This window comes from Pseudomonas sp. 21615526 (assembly GCF_013386245.1).
Lineage (GTDB): Bacteria > Pseudomonadota > Gammaproteobacteria > Pseudomonadales > Pseudomonadaceae > Aquipseudomonas.
Window position 1 is genome coordinate 1 of sequence record NZ_JACAOM010000101.1, and the last position, 15,839, is coordinate 15,839.

Here is a 15,839-nt window from a genome sequence, read left to right on the forward strand (position 1 = left end):
CCGCACAACCTCACCCGTCGCCAGATCCCGAATCAGACTCGGGTTCTTGCGCCCACCCAGATTCCCCCCCAATACCAGATCCACCTGCCCGCGGAAGTACTGCTCCACACGAATCCGCGTGCGCGCCGCCGGGCGGCCCTGCGGGTTGGCCGAGGTGGAAATCAGTGGCCCGACCAGCGAGCACAGATCCCGCACTTGCGGATGATCAGTCACCCGCAACGCCACCGTGTCATGCACCCCGGTAATCCACTCGGGCAGCAAGTCCTGATGGGGCACCAGCCACGTATTCGGGCCAGGCCAGGTACTGGCCATGCGGTCCATCCACTCATCGGGAAAGTCTTCGAAGAGAAAATCGAACTGACGGATATTGTCGGCAATCAGGATCAACCCCTTATCCACAGACCGGCCCTTGATCGCCAGCAACCGATCCACCGCTTCTTCGTTCCAAGGGTCACAGCCCAGGCCCCAGACCGCCTCGGTTGGATAGGCAATCACTGCGCCTGCGCGAATTTCTCGTGCGGCTTCTCGCACCCGCCACCTGTTGACCATTACTCACTCTCCGGACTAAAGCTCTGCGCAGTTTACCGATCTTCGTTACAAAACCTAGCTGCGCGCAAGCCAGCGCCCGCTTTCGCAGATCACTCGGCCTTCCAGTTCCAGCTCCGTCAGGCTGGCCAGCACCTCGGACAAGGCCCTGCCACTGGCAATCGCCAGGGCTTCACTGGTGTGGGGCGCCGCGTGCAACAGCGCCACCAGCGGATGATTGACCGCAATCGGCGCCGGGCGGGAGAGGGCCTGCCAGCCACGCAGGTTTTCGAGAATGTGTTCGATGGTTTCCACCAGCACCGCGCCATCGCGGATCAGTTGATGGCAGCCTTTGGCCCCGGGGTGATGGATGGAGCCGGGGATGGCGTATACCTCGCGCCCTTGCTCCGCCGCCAGCCGCGCGGTGATCAGCGAACCGCTGGCCATGCTGGCCTCCACCACCAGTACCCCAAGCGACAGGCCACTGATAATACGGTTGCGGCGCGGGAAGTTGCCGGCCTGGGGCGCGGCGTCCAACGGAAACTCGGAAACCACGGCACTGCCTTGGGCAATCATCGCCTCGGCCAAGCGTCGATGGCGCTGTGGATAAAAATTTTCGAGCCCGGTGCCCAGCACGCCGATTGTATGTCCACCAACATCCAAAGCCGCCTGGTGAGCAGCACCGTCGATACCCAGGGCAAGGCCACTGGTGATGACAAAACCGGCACTCGCCAGGCTGCGGGAAAACGCGGCGGCGGTATCCATTCCTGGCCTGGAGGCGCGACGGCTGCCGACCATCGCCAGCTGCGGTTTCTCCAGAATCGCCGGGTTGCCGGCGACGAATAATAGCGGGGGTGCATCATCCAATTCTGCAAGCAATGCCGGGTAGTCGGGTTGGTCCCACATCAGCAAATGCTGGGCCGGACGCTCCAACCAGGCCAATGCCGCACTGGCACCATCACGTACTTCCTCGCAACGCCGGGCATCGGCGCTGGCCACCTTGAGCCCCAGGGAGCGCCAGGCACTGGCCGGTGCGCTGATGGCTTTTGACGCAGAACCAAAGGCCTCGATAAGTTTTTTAAAGCCCTTGGGACCCAGTTCCGGCAGCCTGTGCAAGCGTAGTCGGGCTTCCAGTTCTGCCGGGGAAATTTCACGGTCATTCGTCGGTAACATATGATCGTCCTTGATCGGAACAAGCTGTGGATAACTCTGTTGGTAACTTATTTAGCAACCTAATTATTGTCTTCGTTCAGGCGCCTCAAAACGGTCCATTACCGCCAGCGAACGCGACGCGCTGAGCACCAGGCCGTAGCTGAGCTTTTCGTAGGTGCGGAACACCAATAGCGTCCCGGCCGGCTCGTCGGGCATCTTCACCGGAGCACCGGTCACTCGGTCCCGAACGGTTTCCCCGGTTTTCACCACGGCCAGCAAATGGCCTTCCGTCAGGCCGTCACGACGGCCCTTGTTCAGCGTCACCGCGTCCAGCACGCCGATCTGCGTCACGCCCCGTGGCACGTCGATGATGTGCCCGGCAGTGGCGCGAGCAGGCATCTGAATCACCAGGCTGGCCAGGTCGGTGGGCGCTTGCTGGCTGAGCAATCGGTCGCCGGGCCGCACTTCCTGGGTGACGCGCTGCACACTCAACGTGCTGACATCGCCCGCCGTCACAAAACGTGCGGTGCCAATGTCGTCGACGTTGATACCCAGCAATTCCTGGCTTTGCGGGTCGGTATAGGCCTTGCCGCGACGGAAGATCCCGTAGCTTTCGGCGGTAGGGTCCAGGGCACCTCGCGCATAAATACGCTCGCCATCGGCGCCCAATACTCGTCCGGCATCTGCTGCAACAATATAGGGAGCGTGCTCCAGTTCCTGGGGGGTATCGAGAATGCGGTTGTGCATTAAAAAGCGCTGGATGGCCTGCTGCGTATGAAGCGGCAACGGTTGGCCAGCCTGTGGATAGCTCTCGGGAACCTGGGCAATAACGGCCTGGGCCCACAGCAGCAAGACGAGTAGCGATTTCCTCATGGGGTGAATCTCCTTTATTATGTGCATTCGCGTGAAACGCCTTGGCCTTCGCGGCTTTCGGACGTTTTCCCACGGCACTTATCCCGGCACATCAAGGGTCCATCCCCGGCGCCGACTTGCCTTTACCTCACATGTGCAGCAATTACGCTTATGGCTATTTTGAACATCCTCGAATTTCCGGACTCACGCCTGCGCACCATCGCCAAGCCAGTGGCCGTAGTGGACGCCAAGGTTCGTCAGTTGGTCGATGACATGTTTGAAACAATGTATGAAGCCCCGGGTATCGGCCTCGCCGCGACCCAGGTCGACGTGCATCAGCGCGTCGTGGTCATGGACCTGTCCGAAGACCGCAGCGAGCCCCTGGTGTTTATCAACCCTGAGTTCGAAACCCTGACCGACGAGATGGGCCAGTACCAGGAAGGCTGCCTGTCGGTGCCCGACTTCTACGAGAACGTCGACCGTCCCCAGCGCGTCAAGATCAAGGCCCTGGACCGTGATGGCAAGCCGTTCGAGATGATTGCCGAAGGCCTGCTGGCGGTGTGCATCCAACACGAGTGCGACCACCTCAACGGCAAGCTGTTTGTCGATTACCTGTCCACGCTTAAACGCGACCGGATCAAGAAGAAGCTGGAAAAGAAGCATCGCCAGCAAGCTTGATTCCCTTCTTTCAAAGGCTTGCTCCGGCAAGCCTTTTTCTTTTGTGAGACGTTTCCCATGACCGAGCCACTGCGCATCGTTTTTGCCGGCACCCCCGAATTCGCCGCCGAACACCTCAAGGCCCTGCTCGCCAGCCCTTATGAAATCGTGGCGGTCTACACCCAGCCCGATCGCCCGGCCGGTCGTGGGCAAAAACTGATGCCCAGCCCGGTCAAGCAGCTGGCACTGGAAAACAACATTGTGGTGCTGCAGCCGCCGACCCTGCGCGACGCCGATGCCCAGGCCGAACTGGCTGCGCTGAAGCCAGACCTGCTGGTGGTGGTGGCCTACGGCTTGATCCTGCCCCAGGCTGTGCTGGATATCCCGCGCCTGGGCTGCATCAACAGTCACGCCTCGCTGCTGCCTCGCTGGCGTGGCGCGGCACCGATCCAGCGTGCCGTCGAAGCCGGTGATGCGCAAAGCGGGGTGACCGTGATGCGCATGGAAGCAGGCCTGGACACCGGGCCGATGCTGCTGAAAGTCACCACCCCGATCACCGGGCAAGACACCGGCGGCAGCCTGCATGATCGCCTCGCCGAAATGGGCCCGCCGGCTGTCGTCCAGGCCATCGCAGGCCTGGCTGCCGGCACTCTGCAAGGTGAAGTGCAGGACGACAGCCTCGCCACCTACGCCCACAAATTGAACAAGGATGAAGCCCGCATCGACTGGAGCCGCCCGGCCGTTGAGCTGGAGCGTCTGGTGCGTGCCTTCAACCCGTGGCCGATCTGCCACAGCATGCTCAATGGCGAGGCCTTGAAAGTACTGGCCGCCACCCTGGCCGAAGGCAAGGGCGCCCCCGGCGAGATCATCGGCGCCAGCAAGGACGGCCTGTTGGTAGCGTGCGGTGAACAGGCGCTGTGCCTGACCCGTCTGCAATTGCCCGGCGGCAAGGCGCTGAACTTCAGCGATTTGTTCAACAGTCGCCGTGAGAAATTTGCCGTTGGCATCGTCCTCGGCCAAGCGGTGGACGCGCAATGAACCCACGTCTGGCCGCCGCCAAGGCCCTGGCCGCCGTGCTCAACGGCAAGGCTTCCCTCAATAGTTCGTTGCCGACCCAACTGGATAAAGTCGAAGACCGCGATCGCGGCTTTACCCAGGACCTGGCCTTCGGTACCGCCCGCTGGCAGCCACGTTTATCGGCGCTGGCGGCCAAGCTGCTGCAAAAGCCGTTCAAGGCGGCGGACGCCGATGTCGAGGCGCTGCTGCTGGTGGGCCTGTATCAACTGCTCTACACCCGCGTGCCGGCCCACGCGGCAATCGGCGAAACCGTCGGTTGCGCCGACAAGCTGAAAAAGCCTTGGGCCAAGGCCCTGCTCAACGCCGTGCTGCGCCGCGCCCAGCGCGAAAGCGAAGCGCTGCTGGCCGAGCTGGAACATGACCCGGTGGTGCGCACCGCCCACCCGCGCTGGCTGCAAAAATCCCTGAAGGCGTTCTGGCCCGAGCAGTGGGAAGCCATCTGCGCAGCCAACAACGCGCACCCGCCGATGATCCTGCGGGTCAATCGCCGTCATCGCACCCGCGACGCATATCTCACGTTGCTTGGCGAAGCCGGTGTAGCGGCCACGGCCTGCGTCTACAGCCAGGACGGCATCGTTCTTACAGAACCGGGCGATGTACGTAACCTGCCCGGGTTCGCCGAAGGCTGGATCAGCGTGCAGGACGAAGCCGCTCAACTGGCCGCCGACCTGCTGGACCTGGCCCCGGGCCAACGCGTACTGGACGCCTGTTGCGCCCCCGGCGGCAAGACCTGCCACATCATGGAAGTGCAAGCAGACCTGGCCGGTGTCGTCGCCGTCGACCTGGAAGCCAAGCGCCTGGTGCGTGTGCGGGAAAACCTCGCCCGCCTGGGCCTCAGCGCCGAGCTGATCGCCGCTGACGGCCGCGACACCGCCACCTGGTGGGACGGCAAGCCGTTCCAGCGCATCCTGCTGGACGCACCGTGCTCCGCCACCGGCGTGATCCGCCGCCACCCGGACATAAAGCTGACCCGCCAACCCGACGACATCGCCGCCCTGGCCGTGCTGCAAGGCGAGTTGCTGGACGCGTTGTGGCCGACCCTCGAAGTAGGCGGCATCCTGCTGTACGCCACCTGCTCGACGCTGCCTACCGAAAACACTGAAGTCATCGAAGCCTTCCTTGCTCGCACCAGCGGCGCACGGGAACTGGACCTCGACATCCAGGCCGGGATCAAGCAGCCTCATGGCCGCCAGTTGCTGGCCCAGGAAGGCGGCCACGACGGGTTCTATTACGCCAAGCTGATCAAGATTGCCGCCGCTCGCGGCTGAATGGTTTTAAGGGAGTGACCGGATGAAAATCATCATCCTCGGCGCAGGGCAGGTTGGCGGTACGCTGGCCGAGCATTTGGCCAGCGAAGCCAACGACATCACCGTGGTCGACACCGACGCGGAGCGCCTGCGGGATTTGGGCGACCGTTTGGACATCCGTACCGTACAGGGCCGCGCCTCGTTTCCTACAGTGCTGCGCCAGGCCGGTGCCGACGATGCCGACATGCTGGTGGCAGTCACCAACAGTGACGAGACCAACATGGTTGCCTGCCAGGTCGCCCACACCCTGTTTCACACTCCGACCAAGATCGCCCGAGTGCGTGAGGCGGCCTACCTGACCCGCGCCGGACTGTTCGACAACGACGCGATCCCGGTCGATGTGCTGATCAGCCCGGAACAGGTGGTGACCCATTACATCAAGCGCCTGATCGAACACCCGGGCGCCTTGCAGGTGATCGACTTCGCCGAAGGCAAGGCACAGCTGGTGGCGGTCAAGGCCTACTACGGCGGACCGTTGGTGGGCCAGCAACTGCGCCAGCTACGCGAGCACATGCCCAACGTCGAGACGCGGGTGGCGGCGATCTTCCGTCGCGACCGGCCGATCCTGCCCCAGGGCGATACGGTGATCGAGGCTGACGACGAGGTGTTTTTCATCGCCGCCAAAGCGAACATTCGCGCGGTGATGAGCGAAATGCGCCGTCTGGATGAAACCTATAAACGCATCGTCATCGCCGGCGGCGGGCAGATCGGTGAGCGCTTGGCCGAGGCCATCGAAAGCCGCTACCAGGTGAAGATCATCGAGATGAATCCGGCACGCTGCCGGTATTTGTCCGACACCCTCGACAGCACCGTGGTCCTGCAGGGCAGCGCCTCGGATCGTGATCTGCTGCTGGAAGAAAACATCGCCGACGCCGACATCTTCCTGGCCCTGACCAACGATGACGAAGCCAACATCATGTCGTCGTTGCTGGCCAAGCGGCTGGGGGCGAAGAAGGTGATGACCATCATCAACAACCCGGCCTACGTCGACCTGATCCAGGGCGGCGATATCGACATCGCCATCAGCCCGCAACTGGCGACCATCGGCACCTTGCTGGCCCACGTGCGCCGCGGCGATATCGTCAGTGTGCACTCGTTGCGCCGGGGTGCGGCGGAAGCCATCGAGGCGATTGCCCACGGTGATTCGAAGTCGAGCAAGGTGATTGGCAAGGCGATCCGCGATATCGGCCTGCCGCCGGGCACCACCATCGGCGCAATCATTCGCGATGAAGAAGTGATCATCGCCCACGACGACACGGTGATCGCCACGGGCGACCACGTGATTCTGTTCCTTGTGGATAAAAAACATATCCGCGATGTGGAGAAGCTGTTCCACGTGGGCCTGAGCTTTTTCTGATCAAACGGAGTGACCGACATGCTCGAATCCCTGGAAAAAATGCTCGCCAAGGGTGTGGATAACTCACTGCTGCGGTTTGGTTTGGGCAAGGGTTATCTTGATCTGAAGGACAACGCCAAGGCGGCCGAGCATTTGCAGAAATGCGTCGAGTTCGACCCGAAGTATTCGGCGGCGTGGAAGCTGTTGGGCAAGGCGCAGCTGGGGCAGGGTGATAACGCTGCAGCGCGGTTAGCTTGGGAGAAGGGTATTGAAGCGGCCCTGGCACATGGCGACAAGCAGGCCGAAAAGGAAATGACCGTATTCCTGAAGAAACTCGACCGCCAAGCTTAAGCAGAACCCAATGTGGGAGCGGGCTTGCTCGCGAAGGCGTCGTGTCAGTCACCGAATTTGTGTCTGATACACCGCCTTCGCGAGCAAGCCCGCTCCCACATTTTGTTTTGTGCCAACCTTGAGTCAGCCGTACATCAATACCACCGCGCCTCACCCGGCGGGCGCTTCTTGAAGCGTTTCATGCTCCACATGTACTGGCTCGGGTAAGCCCCCACATAGCGCTCCACCACCTTGCTCATCGCCGCACACGAAGTGGCGGTGTCGGTGCTGTACATGTCTTCCGGCGCCGCTTCCAGGATCACTTTGTAGCCCGAGCCATCCGGCAGCCGCAGGGCATGCAGGAACACCCCGACCGCCTTGTGCCCCGCCAGCATGTTCGGCACGAACTTGCTGGTCAGCGCCTGGGTGGCGAAGAACGGCACGAAGATCCCGGCCGATTCCGCCGGCTCCGGATCCGCAGGAATCCCCACCTGGCCGCCTTTGCGCACTTCCTTGATGACGCTGAGGATGCCTTCCTTGGTGGACGCCGCCACGCGGTTACCCAGTTGCACCCGCTGTTTGCGCAGCAAGTCATCCACCGCCTTGAGCTTCGGCGGGCGGTAGAAAATGATCGGTTTACACTGGCTGCAATAGAAGTGGTTCAACACTTCCCAGTTGCCCAGGTGGCTGGTGATGCCGACCACGCCTTTGCCCGAAGCCAGGGCTTCGTGCAGCACTTCCAGGCCTTCGACCTCGCGCACCAGGTCGATGGAACGCTGGGCCGGCCAGATCCAGGCGCAGGCGCTTTCGGTCAGGGACTTGCCGATGTCCATCAGGCTGCGTCCAACGAGACGCTCGCGCTCGGTCGGATCCATGTCCGGGAAGCATTTGGACAGGTTGATCCGCACCGTCTCGCGGGAACGGTTGGGGGTTTTCCACATGATCCAGCCAATTGCCGAACCGACCGCTTGCACCGCGCGCCAGGGCAGCAGGGCAAACAACCGAAGAGCGCCTACCAGCAAGGCGCCTTTAAACTTTTCCACAGGTCACTCCTGATCGTGTGTGGTGCGCAAAGCCGCCATTCTAACCGGCGTTGGCGAGGTCCGCGTAACGGTCGCAGTCCTGAGTGTGGTCCATGACCATGCCCGAGGCCTGCATGAACGCGTAGCAGATGGTCGGCCCGACGAAGGTGAAGCCGGCTTTTTTCAAGGCTTTGCTCATGGCCTCAGCCTCCGGCGTAATGGCCGGGACCTGGCTGCGGTCCTTGAAATGATTGACCTTGGGCACGCCGCCCACAAACGACCACAGAAACTCCACGGGGTCCTGCAGCGCCAGCCAGGCGGCGGCATTGCGCCGGGTGGCATTGAGTTTCAGGCGGTTACGCACGATGCCCGGATCGAGCATCAGCGCTTCGATCTCGGCATCGCTCAGTTGGGCCAGACGCTGCGCATCAAAGCCGAACAAGACCTTTCGATAATGCTCGCGTTTGCGTAAAACGGTGATCCAGGACAGGCCCGCCTGGAACCCTTCGAGCAAAAGCAACTCGAACAGTCCCTGCGCATCGCGCAGCGGCGTTCCCCACTCCTGATCGTGATAAGCCATGTACAGCGGATCTTCAGAACACCAAAAGCAGCGTGGCATAAGGCTCCAGGGGATGGTGGCGCGGCCGAATCGGGTATACTCCCGCTCTTTAAATCGCAGCCCAAGTAACAGGTGAATTTCGTGAGCCAGCCTACGCCAGCCGTGCGTACCTTCCAAGACTTGATCCTCGCCCTCCAGCAATACTGGGCCGAGCAAGGTTGTGTGGTACTTCAGCCCTACGATATGGAAGTAGGCGCCGGCACTTTCCACACCGCTACCTTCCTGCGGGCCATCGGCCCGGAAACCTGGAACGCCGCTTATGTGCAGCCCAGTCGTCGCCCGACTGACGGCCGCTACGGCGAAAACCCGAACCGCCTGCAGCACTACTACCAGTTCCAGGTGGTTCTGAAGCCAAACCCGGACAACTTCCAGGAGCTGTACCTGGGCTCGTTGAAACATGTCGGCCTGGACCCGCTGGTCCACGACATCCGTTTCGTCGAAGACAACTGGGAATCGCCAACCCTGGGCGCCTGGGGCCTGGGCTGGGAAGTCTGGCTCAACGGCATGGAAGTGACGCAGTTCACTTACTTCCAGCAAGCCGGCGGCATCGAGTGCTACCCGGTGACCGGCGAGATCACCTACGGTCTCGAGCGCCTGGCCATGTACCTGCAAGGCGTGGACTCGGTCTACGACCTGGTGTGGGCTGACGGCCCGTTCGGCAAGGTGACCTACGGCGACGTGTTCCACCAGAACGAAGTGGAGCAGTCGACCTACAACTTCGAACACGCGAACGTCGAGAAGCTGTTCGAACTGTTCGACTTCTATGAAAGCGAAGCCAAGCGCCTGATCGAACTGGATCAGCCGCTGCCGTTGCCAAGCTATGAAATGGTTCTGAAGGCATCCCACACCTTCAACCTGCTGGACGCCCGTCGTGCCATCTCGGTAACTGCGCGCCAGCAATACATCCTGCGTGTACGCACCCTGGCGCGTTCCGTCGCCCAAGCCTACCTGTTGGCTCGCGCCAAGCTGGGCTTCCCGATGGCCACCCCGGACCTGCGTGATGAAGTGTTGGCTAAGCTGGAGGCTGCACAATGAGTGCTCAAGATTTCCTGGTTGAACTGGGCACCGAAGAGCTGCCACCCAAGGCACTGAATACCCTGGCCGACGCATTCCTGGCCGGTATCGAAAAAGGCCTGCAAACCGCTGGCCTGAAGTTCGCCGCAAAAAAAGTCTACGCCGCGCCGCGCCGACTGGCTGTGTTGCTCACCGCACTGGAAACCCAGCAGCCGGACCGCAGCATCAACCTCGACGGCCCGCCACGCCAGGCCGCCTTCGATGCTGAAGGCAACCCGACTCAAGCCGCCCTTGGTTTTGCCAAGAAGTGTGGCGTCGAGCTGAGCGAAATCGACCAGAGTGGCCCGAAGCTGCGTTTCAGCCAGGTCATCACCGGCAAGCCGACCGCCAGCCTGTTGCCGACCATCGTTGAAGACTCGCTGAACGACCTGCCGATTCCCAAGCGCATGCGCTGGGGTGCCCGCAAGGAAGAGTTCGTGCGCCCGACCCAATGGCTGGTGATGCTGCTCGGTGACCAGGTCATCGACTGCACCATCCTCGCCCAGAAGGCCGGCCGTGATTCACGTGGCCACCGCTTCCACCATCCTGAAGCCGTGCGCATCACCGCGCCCGCCAACTACCTCAATGACCTGCGTGCAGCCTATGTGCTGGCGGATGCCAATGAGCGCCGCGAGCTGATCAGCAAGCGTACCGAAGAGCTGGCCCGCCTGCAGGAAGGCACCGCCATCGTGCCGCCAAGCCTGCTGGACGAAGTGACCGCTTTGGTTGAATGGCCAGTGCCGCTGGTGTGCTCGTTCGAGGAGCGTTTCCTCGACGTGCCGCAGGAAGCGCTGATCACCACCATGCAGGACAACCAGAAGTATTTCTGCCTGCTGGACGTCGACGGCAAGCTGCTGCCGCGCTTCATCACCGTGGCCAACATCGAAAGCAAGGACCCGCAGCAGATCATCGCCGGTAACGAAAAAGTCGTTCGCCCGCGCCTGACTGACGCCGAGTTCTTCTTCAAGCAAGACAAGAAGCAGAAGCTCGAAGACTTCAACCTGCGCCTGCAGAACGTGGTGTTCCAGGAAAAACTCGGCAGCGTCTACGACAAGGCCGTACGGGTTTCCAAGCTGGCGGCCTACATCGCGCCACGCATTGGTGGCGATGCTGCCTGGGCTGCGCGTGCCGGCCTGCTGTCCAAGTGCGACCTGGCCACCGAGATGGTCGGCGAGTTCCCGGAGATGCAAGGTGTTGCCGGTTACTACTACGCCCTGAATGATGGCGAGCCGCAAGACGTCGCCCTCGCGCTGAACGAGCAGTACATGCCGCGCGGTGCTGGCGCCGAGCTGCCGACCACCCTCACCGGTGCGGCCGTGGCCATCGCTGACAAGCTGGATACCCTAGTCGGTATCTTCGGTATCGGCATGTTGCCTACCGGCAGCAAAGACCCGTATGCGCTGCGCCGTGCGGCCCTGGGCGTGCTGCGCATCCTGATCGACAAGAAGCTCGACCTCGACCTGACCCAGGCCGTGGTGTTTGCGGTTGGCCAGTTCGGTGCCAAGGTCAAGCAAGCCGGCCTGGCCGAGCAAGTGCTGGAGTTCGTGTTCGACCGTCTGCGTGCGCGTTACGAAGACGAAGGCGTGGACGTTTCGGTGTACCTGTCGGTACGTGCCCTGCAACCAGGTTCGGCGCTGGACTTCGACCAGCGTGTGCAGGCCGTACAGGCCTTCCGCAAGCTGCCGGAAGCCGGTGCCCTGGCCGCCGTGAACAAGCGTGTGTCGAACCTGCTGAGCAAGGCCGACAACCTCGGCAATGCCGAAGTCGACCCGGGCCTGTTTGCCGATGCCAAGGAGTTCTCGCTGAACTCGGCCATCGCCAAGGCGGAAAACGCAGTGAAGCCGCTGATCGCCGAACGCAACTACGCCGAAGCCTTGGCGCGCCTGGCCACCTTGCGTGAGCCGGTGGATGCGTTCTTCGAAGCGGTGATGATCAATGCCGAAGACGCGGGCGTGCGGAAAAACCGCTACGCCATGCTGGCGCGCCTGCGCGGCCTGTTCATCAATATCGCTGACATTTCCGTACTGAGCTGACCATGTTGAAACTGCTGATTCTCGATCGGGACGGAGTGATCAATTACGACTCCGACGCTTACATCAAATCGGTGGCGGAATGGATTCCACTGCCCGGCTCGATCGAGGCCATCGCGCAGTTGAGCAAAGCGGGCTGGACAGTGGCCATCGCCACCAACCAGTCCGGCATCGCTCGCGGCTACTACGACATCGCCACCCTCGACGCCATGCACGCGCGCCTGCGCACGCTGGTGGCCGAGCAGGGCGGTGAAGTAGGGCTGGTGGTGTATTGCCCGCACGGCCCGGATGAAGGCTGCGATTGCCGCAAGCCCAAACCGGGTATGCTTAAAACTATTGCTGAACATTACAACGTGCCGTTGGCTGGGCTATGGTTTGTCGGGGACAGCCTCGGTGACCTGGAAGCCGCCAAAGCCGTCGACTCTCAGCCAGTTTTGGTAAAAACCGGGAAAGGCGAAAAGACCCAGGCTAAAACCCTGCCGGTAGGTACTTTGATTTTTGACGATCTGGCGGCGGTTGCCGCAGAACTTATCAACAACTAGCAGCCCTTCTGACTTCCTGACCAAGGACTGTTCGGGAGCGCGCTTTTAACAGGCGGGCGTTGTCCCGCAACGGTAAATGCCGCCATGTCGATTTTGCAGGCCATCAGAACCTTCTTCTTTTACCTGCTGTTGGGCACCAGCTCTTTTCTCTGGTGCACCCTGAGCTTTTTTATCGCGCCTTTCCTGCCGTTCAAGGCGCGCTATCGTTTCATCAACGTCTTTTGGTGCAACTGCGCGCTGTGGTTGACCAAGGTGTTCCTGAACATTCGTTTCGAGATCAAGGGCGCCGAAAACGTCCCGGACCAGCCTTGTGTGATTCTGTCGAACCACCAGAGCACCTGGGAAACCTTTTTCCTGTCTGCGTATTTCTCGCCCCTGAGCCAGGTGCTCAAGCGTGAGCTGCTGTACGTGCCATTTTTCGGCTGGGCCATGGCCATGCTGCGACCGATCGCCATCGACCGCGACAACCCCAAGGCCGCACTCAAGCATGTGGCCAAGAAGGGCGATGAGCTGTTGAAGGATGGAGTTTGGGTGCTGATCTTCCCTGAAGGCACACGCGTGCCCTACGGCACTGTGGGCAAGTTCTCACGTGGCGGTACGGCCCTGGCGGTGAACGCCGGGCTGCCGGTGCTGCCGATTGCCCACAACGCCGGCAAGTTCTGGCCAAAGACCGGCTGGGCCAAGCGTCAAGGCACCATCACTGTAATCATTGGCGAGCCCATGTATGCCGAGGGCGAAGGCCCACGTGCCATTGCAGCGCTGAACGACCGTGCCCAGGCATGGAATGAAGCGCAACAAAGGGCCATGGGTTCGTTGCCGCCGGAGCCGGTTGTGGTCGACACGCCGGTGATTTGAGTTTCTGTGGATAACCTGTGTACGGTTTGTTGGCGAATAGCTCTTTTTGGCTTATAGGCTGCTGATTTACTTACATATTTCCCAAGCTCATAAAACAGCGGAAAAGGTGCATAAGTTTTTCCCGCATTAAAAACCGGTCCTTGAGACCGGTTTTTTATGCACAGGTGAAAAGCCGCGATTCAGTCTCGCCACAATGGCAGCTGAAGGATGAAGGTCGTACCTTTATCCACCTCGCTTTCGCAGCGAATTCTCCCACCGTGACGATCCACGACGGCCTTGACCATGGTCAGCCCCAACCCCAATCCTTCACTGCCCTGAGCCGAGGCGAAGCGCCGGTATTGAGCGAAGAGTTCGGGCAAATCCTGCGGGGAGATTCCTCGCCCCTGGTCGCTGATGCGGCACTCCAACGCGTCTTCATGACTGGTCAGGCTTAACGTAACGGTGGTGCCCGATGGGCTGTATTTCACCGCATTTTCCAACAGGTTGAACAAGGCGCGGGTCAGCAGCGATTGATCCGCCCACACCATTTCTTCGCCGTCTTCATCCAGGTGATGGACCAGGCGAATGCCTTTCAACTGGGCGTGCACTGCGACTTGATCAAATGCGTCGAGTACCAACATGGCGAACAGGCTGGGCTGGAATTGGTAGCCATCGGATTCGGCTTTCGCCAACTGCACGAATGATTCGGTCAGGTTCAGGGCACGGCGAACTTGTTGTTCGATCTGCGCAAATATCGGCGCGGCGGTGTCCTGAACATCCAACAGGGCCAGGATCGCCGAATGCGGCGCACGCAAGTCATGGGACAGAAAGCGCAGCAGGGTCTCCCGTTGCTGCTGGGTATCACGCTCAATGCTCAGGTCTGTGAGGCTCAGCAGCCAGCCCAGGGCCACGTCACCGTCTGCAGGCAGCAGCGGCGCCAGGTCGAGGCGCAGGCTGCGGTCAAGGGTGTCGCGGAACTCGACAATCTCCAGCGTCGACAGGGCAGGGCGAACACCGTCCTGCAGCGGTGGATAACCTAATGTGGCGAGCTGATCCAAGAGGTTTTCGGCCACCAGTTCATTGCCGAACACATCGCGGGCAATTCGATTGGCCAGCAGGACGTTGCCCCTGGGATCGGTAATCAAGGTTGCTACAGGCAAACATTCCAGCCCATCGGCCATGAAGCGACGAGTGTCCCGGGTACGGCTGACCGCTTGTTCGAGGGCGAAGATTCGTCCCTGCAATACATCACCCTGGCTGGCGGGCGCTCGACGGCGCTCCGGGAGCACTTTGGGCTCGTTGTCCAGGCGTGCCAGTTCCCAGCCGAAGTAGGCCAGGATCACGCTCAGGCGCCGCCAGTTCCAGATCAGATAGCTGAGCAACATGCCAACCAGACTTGCTGCCGGCGACCACCAATGGCCCAGGCGCAACAGGCCCCAAGAACCCAGAAGCGCAGCCCCCATGCAACCGAGGGTCAGCCACAGTGCATAACGCGGTCGAAACAGCAGAAGGCCCAACAGCACCGCGACCATCGCGGTGGCCAGTAGCGTCGCCATCCACACGGGCAGATCGACAATACTGCGCCCTTGCAGCAAGCCATTGAGAATATTTGCCTGGATCTCCACGCCCGGGGTGGTGCCGACACTGGCCGAAAGCGGCGTGACATAACGGTCGCCCATGCCCGGTGCCGTAGCGCCAATCAGGATCAAGCGGTCGCGCAGCAACTCGGATGGCACCTCCCCGCGCAAGACACTGATATACGGCACGCTGGGAAAGCCGGCATGACTGGCAATAAAAGGAATTCGAATGGCATTTTCCCGCTGCCAGCTGGAGCTTTCCGACGGACCAGGTGCGCCCGGCATTAGGGATGGCTGGCCGCTCAGTTCAAACGCCAGCCAGGCTAACTGCGGTGTCAAATTACCGGGTGGACCTTCACGTAAATACAGGCTTCGAACGATGCCGTCGCTGTCCGCTTCCACGTTGATATGGCCGACGCTACGGGCGCAATCACGCAAGGGCAACACTGGCAGGATTTGCGCCACAGGCTGGCCGTAGCGCGGCGAGCCTTCACGAATCAAAGGCAACAGGACGTTGCCAGCGTTGCACATAGCCTCGGCCAGGCGCAGGTCATTGGCTGGCTCCCGGGCGGGCTCGCTGAAGATCACATCAAACAGGATGCCGGCAGGCTTGGCGGCGCTCAGCCGATCAAGCAGGTCGGCATGCACACGTCGGGACCATGGCCATTGGCCAAGTTCCTTCAGGCTTCGGTCGTCGATCGTTACCAGCAGGATGCGTGGATCCACCGATAAAGGTGCCAGCCGGCGGAGGCTGTCATACAGCAGGTTATTGAGGGCCAGGCCAGGGCTCAGGGACAGGAAGGCCGTGATGGGTAATAGCAACAGGCTGACCCACAGCCATTCGCGCACCAGGCCATTGAACAGCCGCTGAGCCTGAGTCGGTTGGCGCTTTTCAGCCCTGTGCCACAGCCTCACCGGCTCGCGTC

15 protein-coding genes are annotated in these 15,839 nt (G+C 61.4%); 9 read left to right on the forward strand and 6 right to left on the reverse strand.

The window, feature by feature from the left end; genetic code table 11:
• The 3 genes from HX786_RS25250 to HX786_RS25260 all read right to left on the reverse strand — a co-directional run.
• The coding region (locus HX786_RS25250; protein WP_178912741.1) for an L-threonylcarbamoyladenylate synthase at positions 1-549 on the reverse strand (549 nt) is incomplete at its 3' end.
• A 54-nt stretch (positions 550-603) separates the two neighbouring features.
• Positions 604-1,698: a DNA-processing protein DprA gene (gene dprA, locus HX786_RS25255; protein ID WP_177050671.1), complete on the reverse strand. Its 1,095-nt coding sequence runs from the start codon at positions 1,696-1,698 to the stop codon at positions 604-606.
• A gap of 63 nt (positions 1,699-1,761) precedes the next feature.
• Positions 1,762-2,550 carry a peptidoglycan-binding protein gene (locus tag HX786_RS25260; RefSeq protein WP_178912742.1) on the reverse strand — a complete coding sequence of 263 codons (789 nt, stop codon included), beginning with the start codon at positions 2,548-2,550 and terminating at the stop codon, positions 1,762-1,764.
• Between the two features lie 150 nt (positions 2,551-2,700).
• On the opposite strand from HX786_RS25260, the gene def reads away from it, so the two are divergent.
• From def to HX786_RS25285, 5 genes are read left to right on the forward strand one after another with little or no spacing between them, the layout of a single operon-like run.
• Positions 2,701-3,207, forward strand: a complete 507-nt coding sequence (gene def, locus HX786_RS25265) for a peptide deformylase (RefSeq protein ID WP_003213617.1) — start codon at positions 2,701-2,703, stop codon at positions 3,205-3,207.
• A 57-nt stretch (positions 3,208-3,264) separates the two neighbouring features.
• On the forward strand, positions 3,265-4,224 hold the full coding sequence (gene fmt / locus HX786_RS25270) for a methionyl-tRNA formyltransferase (RefSeq protein ID WP_178912743.1): 960 nt from the start codon (positions 3,265-3,267) through the stop codon (positions 4,222-4,224).
• Positions 4,221-5,531: a 16S rRNA (cytosine(967)-C(5))-methyltransferase RsmB gene (rsmB, locus tag HX786_RS25275; protein WP_178912744.1), complete on the forward strand. Its 1,311-nt coding sequence runs from the start codon at positions 4,221-4,223 to the stop codon at positions 5,529-5,531. The genes fmt and rsmB overlap by 4 nt, the downstream gene beginning before the upstream one ends.
• Positions 5,532-5,553: 22 nt before the next feature.
• Positions 5,554-6,927 (forward strand): Trk system potassium transporter TrkA, encoded by a 1,374-nt coding sequence (trkA, locus tag HX786_RS25280; protein WP_003213611.1) that lies wholly within the window; start codon positions 5,554-5,556, stop codon positions 6,925-6,927.
• Between the two features lie 18 nt (positions 6,928-6,945).
• The gene (locus tag HX786_RS25285; RefSeq protein ID WP_003213608.1) at positions 6,946-7,257 is read left to right on the forward strand and encodes a lipopolysaccharide assembly protein LapB; all 312 of its coding nucleotides are present in this window, start codon (positions 6,946-6,948) and stop codon (positions 7,255-7,257) included.
• A 134-nt stretch (positions 7,258-7,391) separates the two neighbouring features.
• Here the strand turns inward: HX786_RS25285 and HX786_RS25290 are convergent, their stop codons facing one another.
• The gene (locus HX786_RS25290) at positions 7,392-8,279 is read right to left on the reverse strand and encodes a lysophospholipid acyltransferase (RefSeq protein WP_177122410.1); all 888 of its coding nucleotides are present in this window, start codon (positions 8,277-8,279) and stop codon (positions 7,392-7,394) included.
• Positions 8,280-8,319: 40 nt separating this feature from the next.
• Entirely contained in the window at positions 8,320-8,877 is a 558-nt protein-coding gene (locus HX786_RS25295) for a DNA-3-methyladenine glycosylase I (protein ID WP_087694571.1), read from the reverse strand.
• Between the two features lie 81 nt (positions 8,878-8,958).
• Here HX786_RS25295 and glyQ point away from each other — a divergent pair, with 81 nt between their 5' ends.
• The 4 genes from glyQ to HX786_RS25315 all read left to right on the forward strand — a co-directional run bounded on the left by glyQ (position 8,959) and on the right by HX786_RS25315 (position 13,357).
• Positions 8,959-9,912: a glycine--tRNA ligase subunit alpha gene (gene glyQ / locus HX786_RS25300; protein WP_003213601.1), complete on the forward strand. Its 954-nt coding sequence runs from the start codon at positions 8,959-8,961 to the stop codon at positions 9,910-9,912.
• Positions 9,909-11,963, forward strand: coding sequence for a glycine--tRNA ligase subunit beta (gene glyS / locus HX786_RS25305; protein ID WP_003213599.1), 2,055 nt, complete (start codon positions 9,909-9,911; stop codon positions 11,961-11,963). Before glyQ ends, glyS begins: the two co-directional genes overlap by 4 nt.
• A gap of 2 nt (positions 11,964-11,965) precedes the next feature.
• Entirely contained in the window at positions 11,966-12,502 is a 537-nt protein-coding gene (gene gmhB, locus HX786_RS25310) for a D-glycero-beta-D-manno-heptose 1,7-bisphosphate 7-phosphatase (RefSeq protein WP_166742131.1), read from the forward strand.
• An 84-nt stretch (positions 12,503-12,586) separates the two neighbouring features.
• The gene (locus HX786_RS25315) at positions 12,587-13,357 is read left to right on the forward strand and encodes a 1-acyl-sn-glycerol-3-phosphate acyltransferase (RefSeq protein WP_087694572.1); all 771 of its coding nucleotides are present in this window, start codon (positions 12,587-12,589) and stop codon (positions 13,355-13,357) included.
• Positions 13,358-13,536: 179 nt separating this feature from the next.
• Here the strand turns inward: HX786_RS25315 and HX786_RS25320 are convergent, their stop codons facing one another.
• Positions 13,537-15,828 (reverse strand): CHASE2 domain-containing protein, encoded by a 2,292-nt coding sequence (locus tag HX786_RS25320; protein WP_178912745.1) that lies wholly within the window; start codon positions 15,826-15,828, stop codon positions 13,537-13,539.
• Positions 15,829-15,839: the final 11 nt, after the last annotated feature.

What these genes read in the sequence shown, in the direction of transcription:
- dprA (WP_177050671.1), bottom strand. Translation starts at nt 1,698, where the DNA reads ATGTTACCGACGAATGACCGTGAAATTTCCCCGGCAGAACTGGAAGCC.
- HX786_RS25260 (WP_178912742.1), bottom strand. Translation starts at nt 2,550, where the DNA reads ATGAGGAAATCGCTACTCGTCTTGCTGCTGTGGGCCCAGGCCGTTATT.
- def (WP_003213617.1), top strand. Translation starts at nt 2,701, where the DNA reads ATGGCTATTTTGAACATCCTCGAATTTCCGGACTCACGCCTGCGCACC.
- fmt (WP_178912743.1), top strand. Translation starts at nt 3,265, where the DNA reads ATGACCGAGCCACTGCGCATCGTTTTTGCCGGCACCCCCGAATTCGCC.
- rsmB (WP_178912744.1), top strand. Translation starts at nt 4,221, where the DNA reads ATGAACCCACGTCTGGCCGCCGCCAAGGCCCTGGCCGCCGTGCTCAAC.
- trkA (WP_003213611.1), top strand. Translation starts at nt 5,554, where the DNA reads ATGAAAATCATCATCCTCGGCGCAGGGCAGGTTGGCGGTACGCTGGCC.
- HX786_RS25285 (WP_003213608.1), top strand. Translation starts at nt 6,946, where the DNA reads ATGCTCGAATCCCTGGAAAAAATGCTCGCCAAGGGTGTGGATAACTCA.
- HX786_RS25295 (WP_087694571.1), bottom strand. Translation starts at nt 8,877, where the DNA reads ATGCCACGCTGCTTTTGGTGTTCTGAAGATCCGCTGTACATGGCTTAT.
- glyS (WP_003213599.1), top strand. Translation starts at nt 9,909, where the DNA reads ATGAGTGCTCAAGATTTCCTGGTTGAACTGGGCACCGAAGAGCTGCCA.
- gmhB (WP_166742131.1), top strand. Translation starts at nt 11,966, where the DNA reads ATGTTGAAACTGCTGATTCTCGATCGGGACGGAGTGATCAATTACGAC.
- HX786_RS25315 (WP_087694572.1), top strand. Translation starts at nt 12,587, where the DNA reads ATGTCGATTTTGCAGGCCATCAGAACCTTCTTCTTTTACCTGCTGTTG.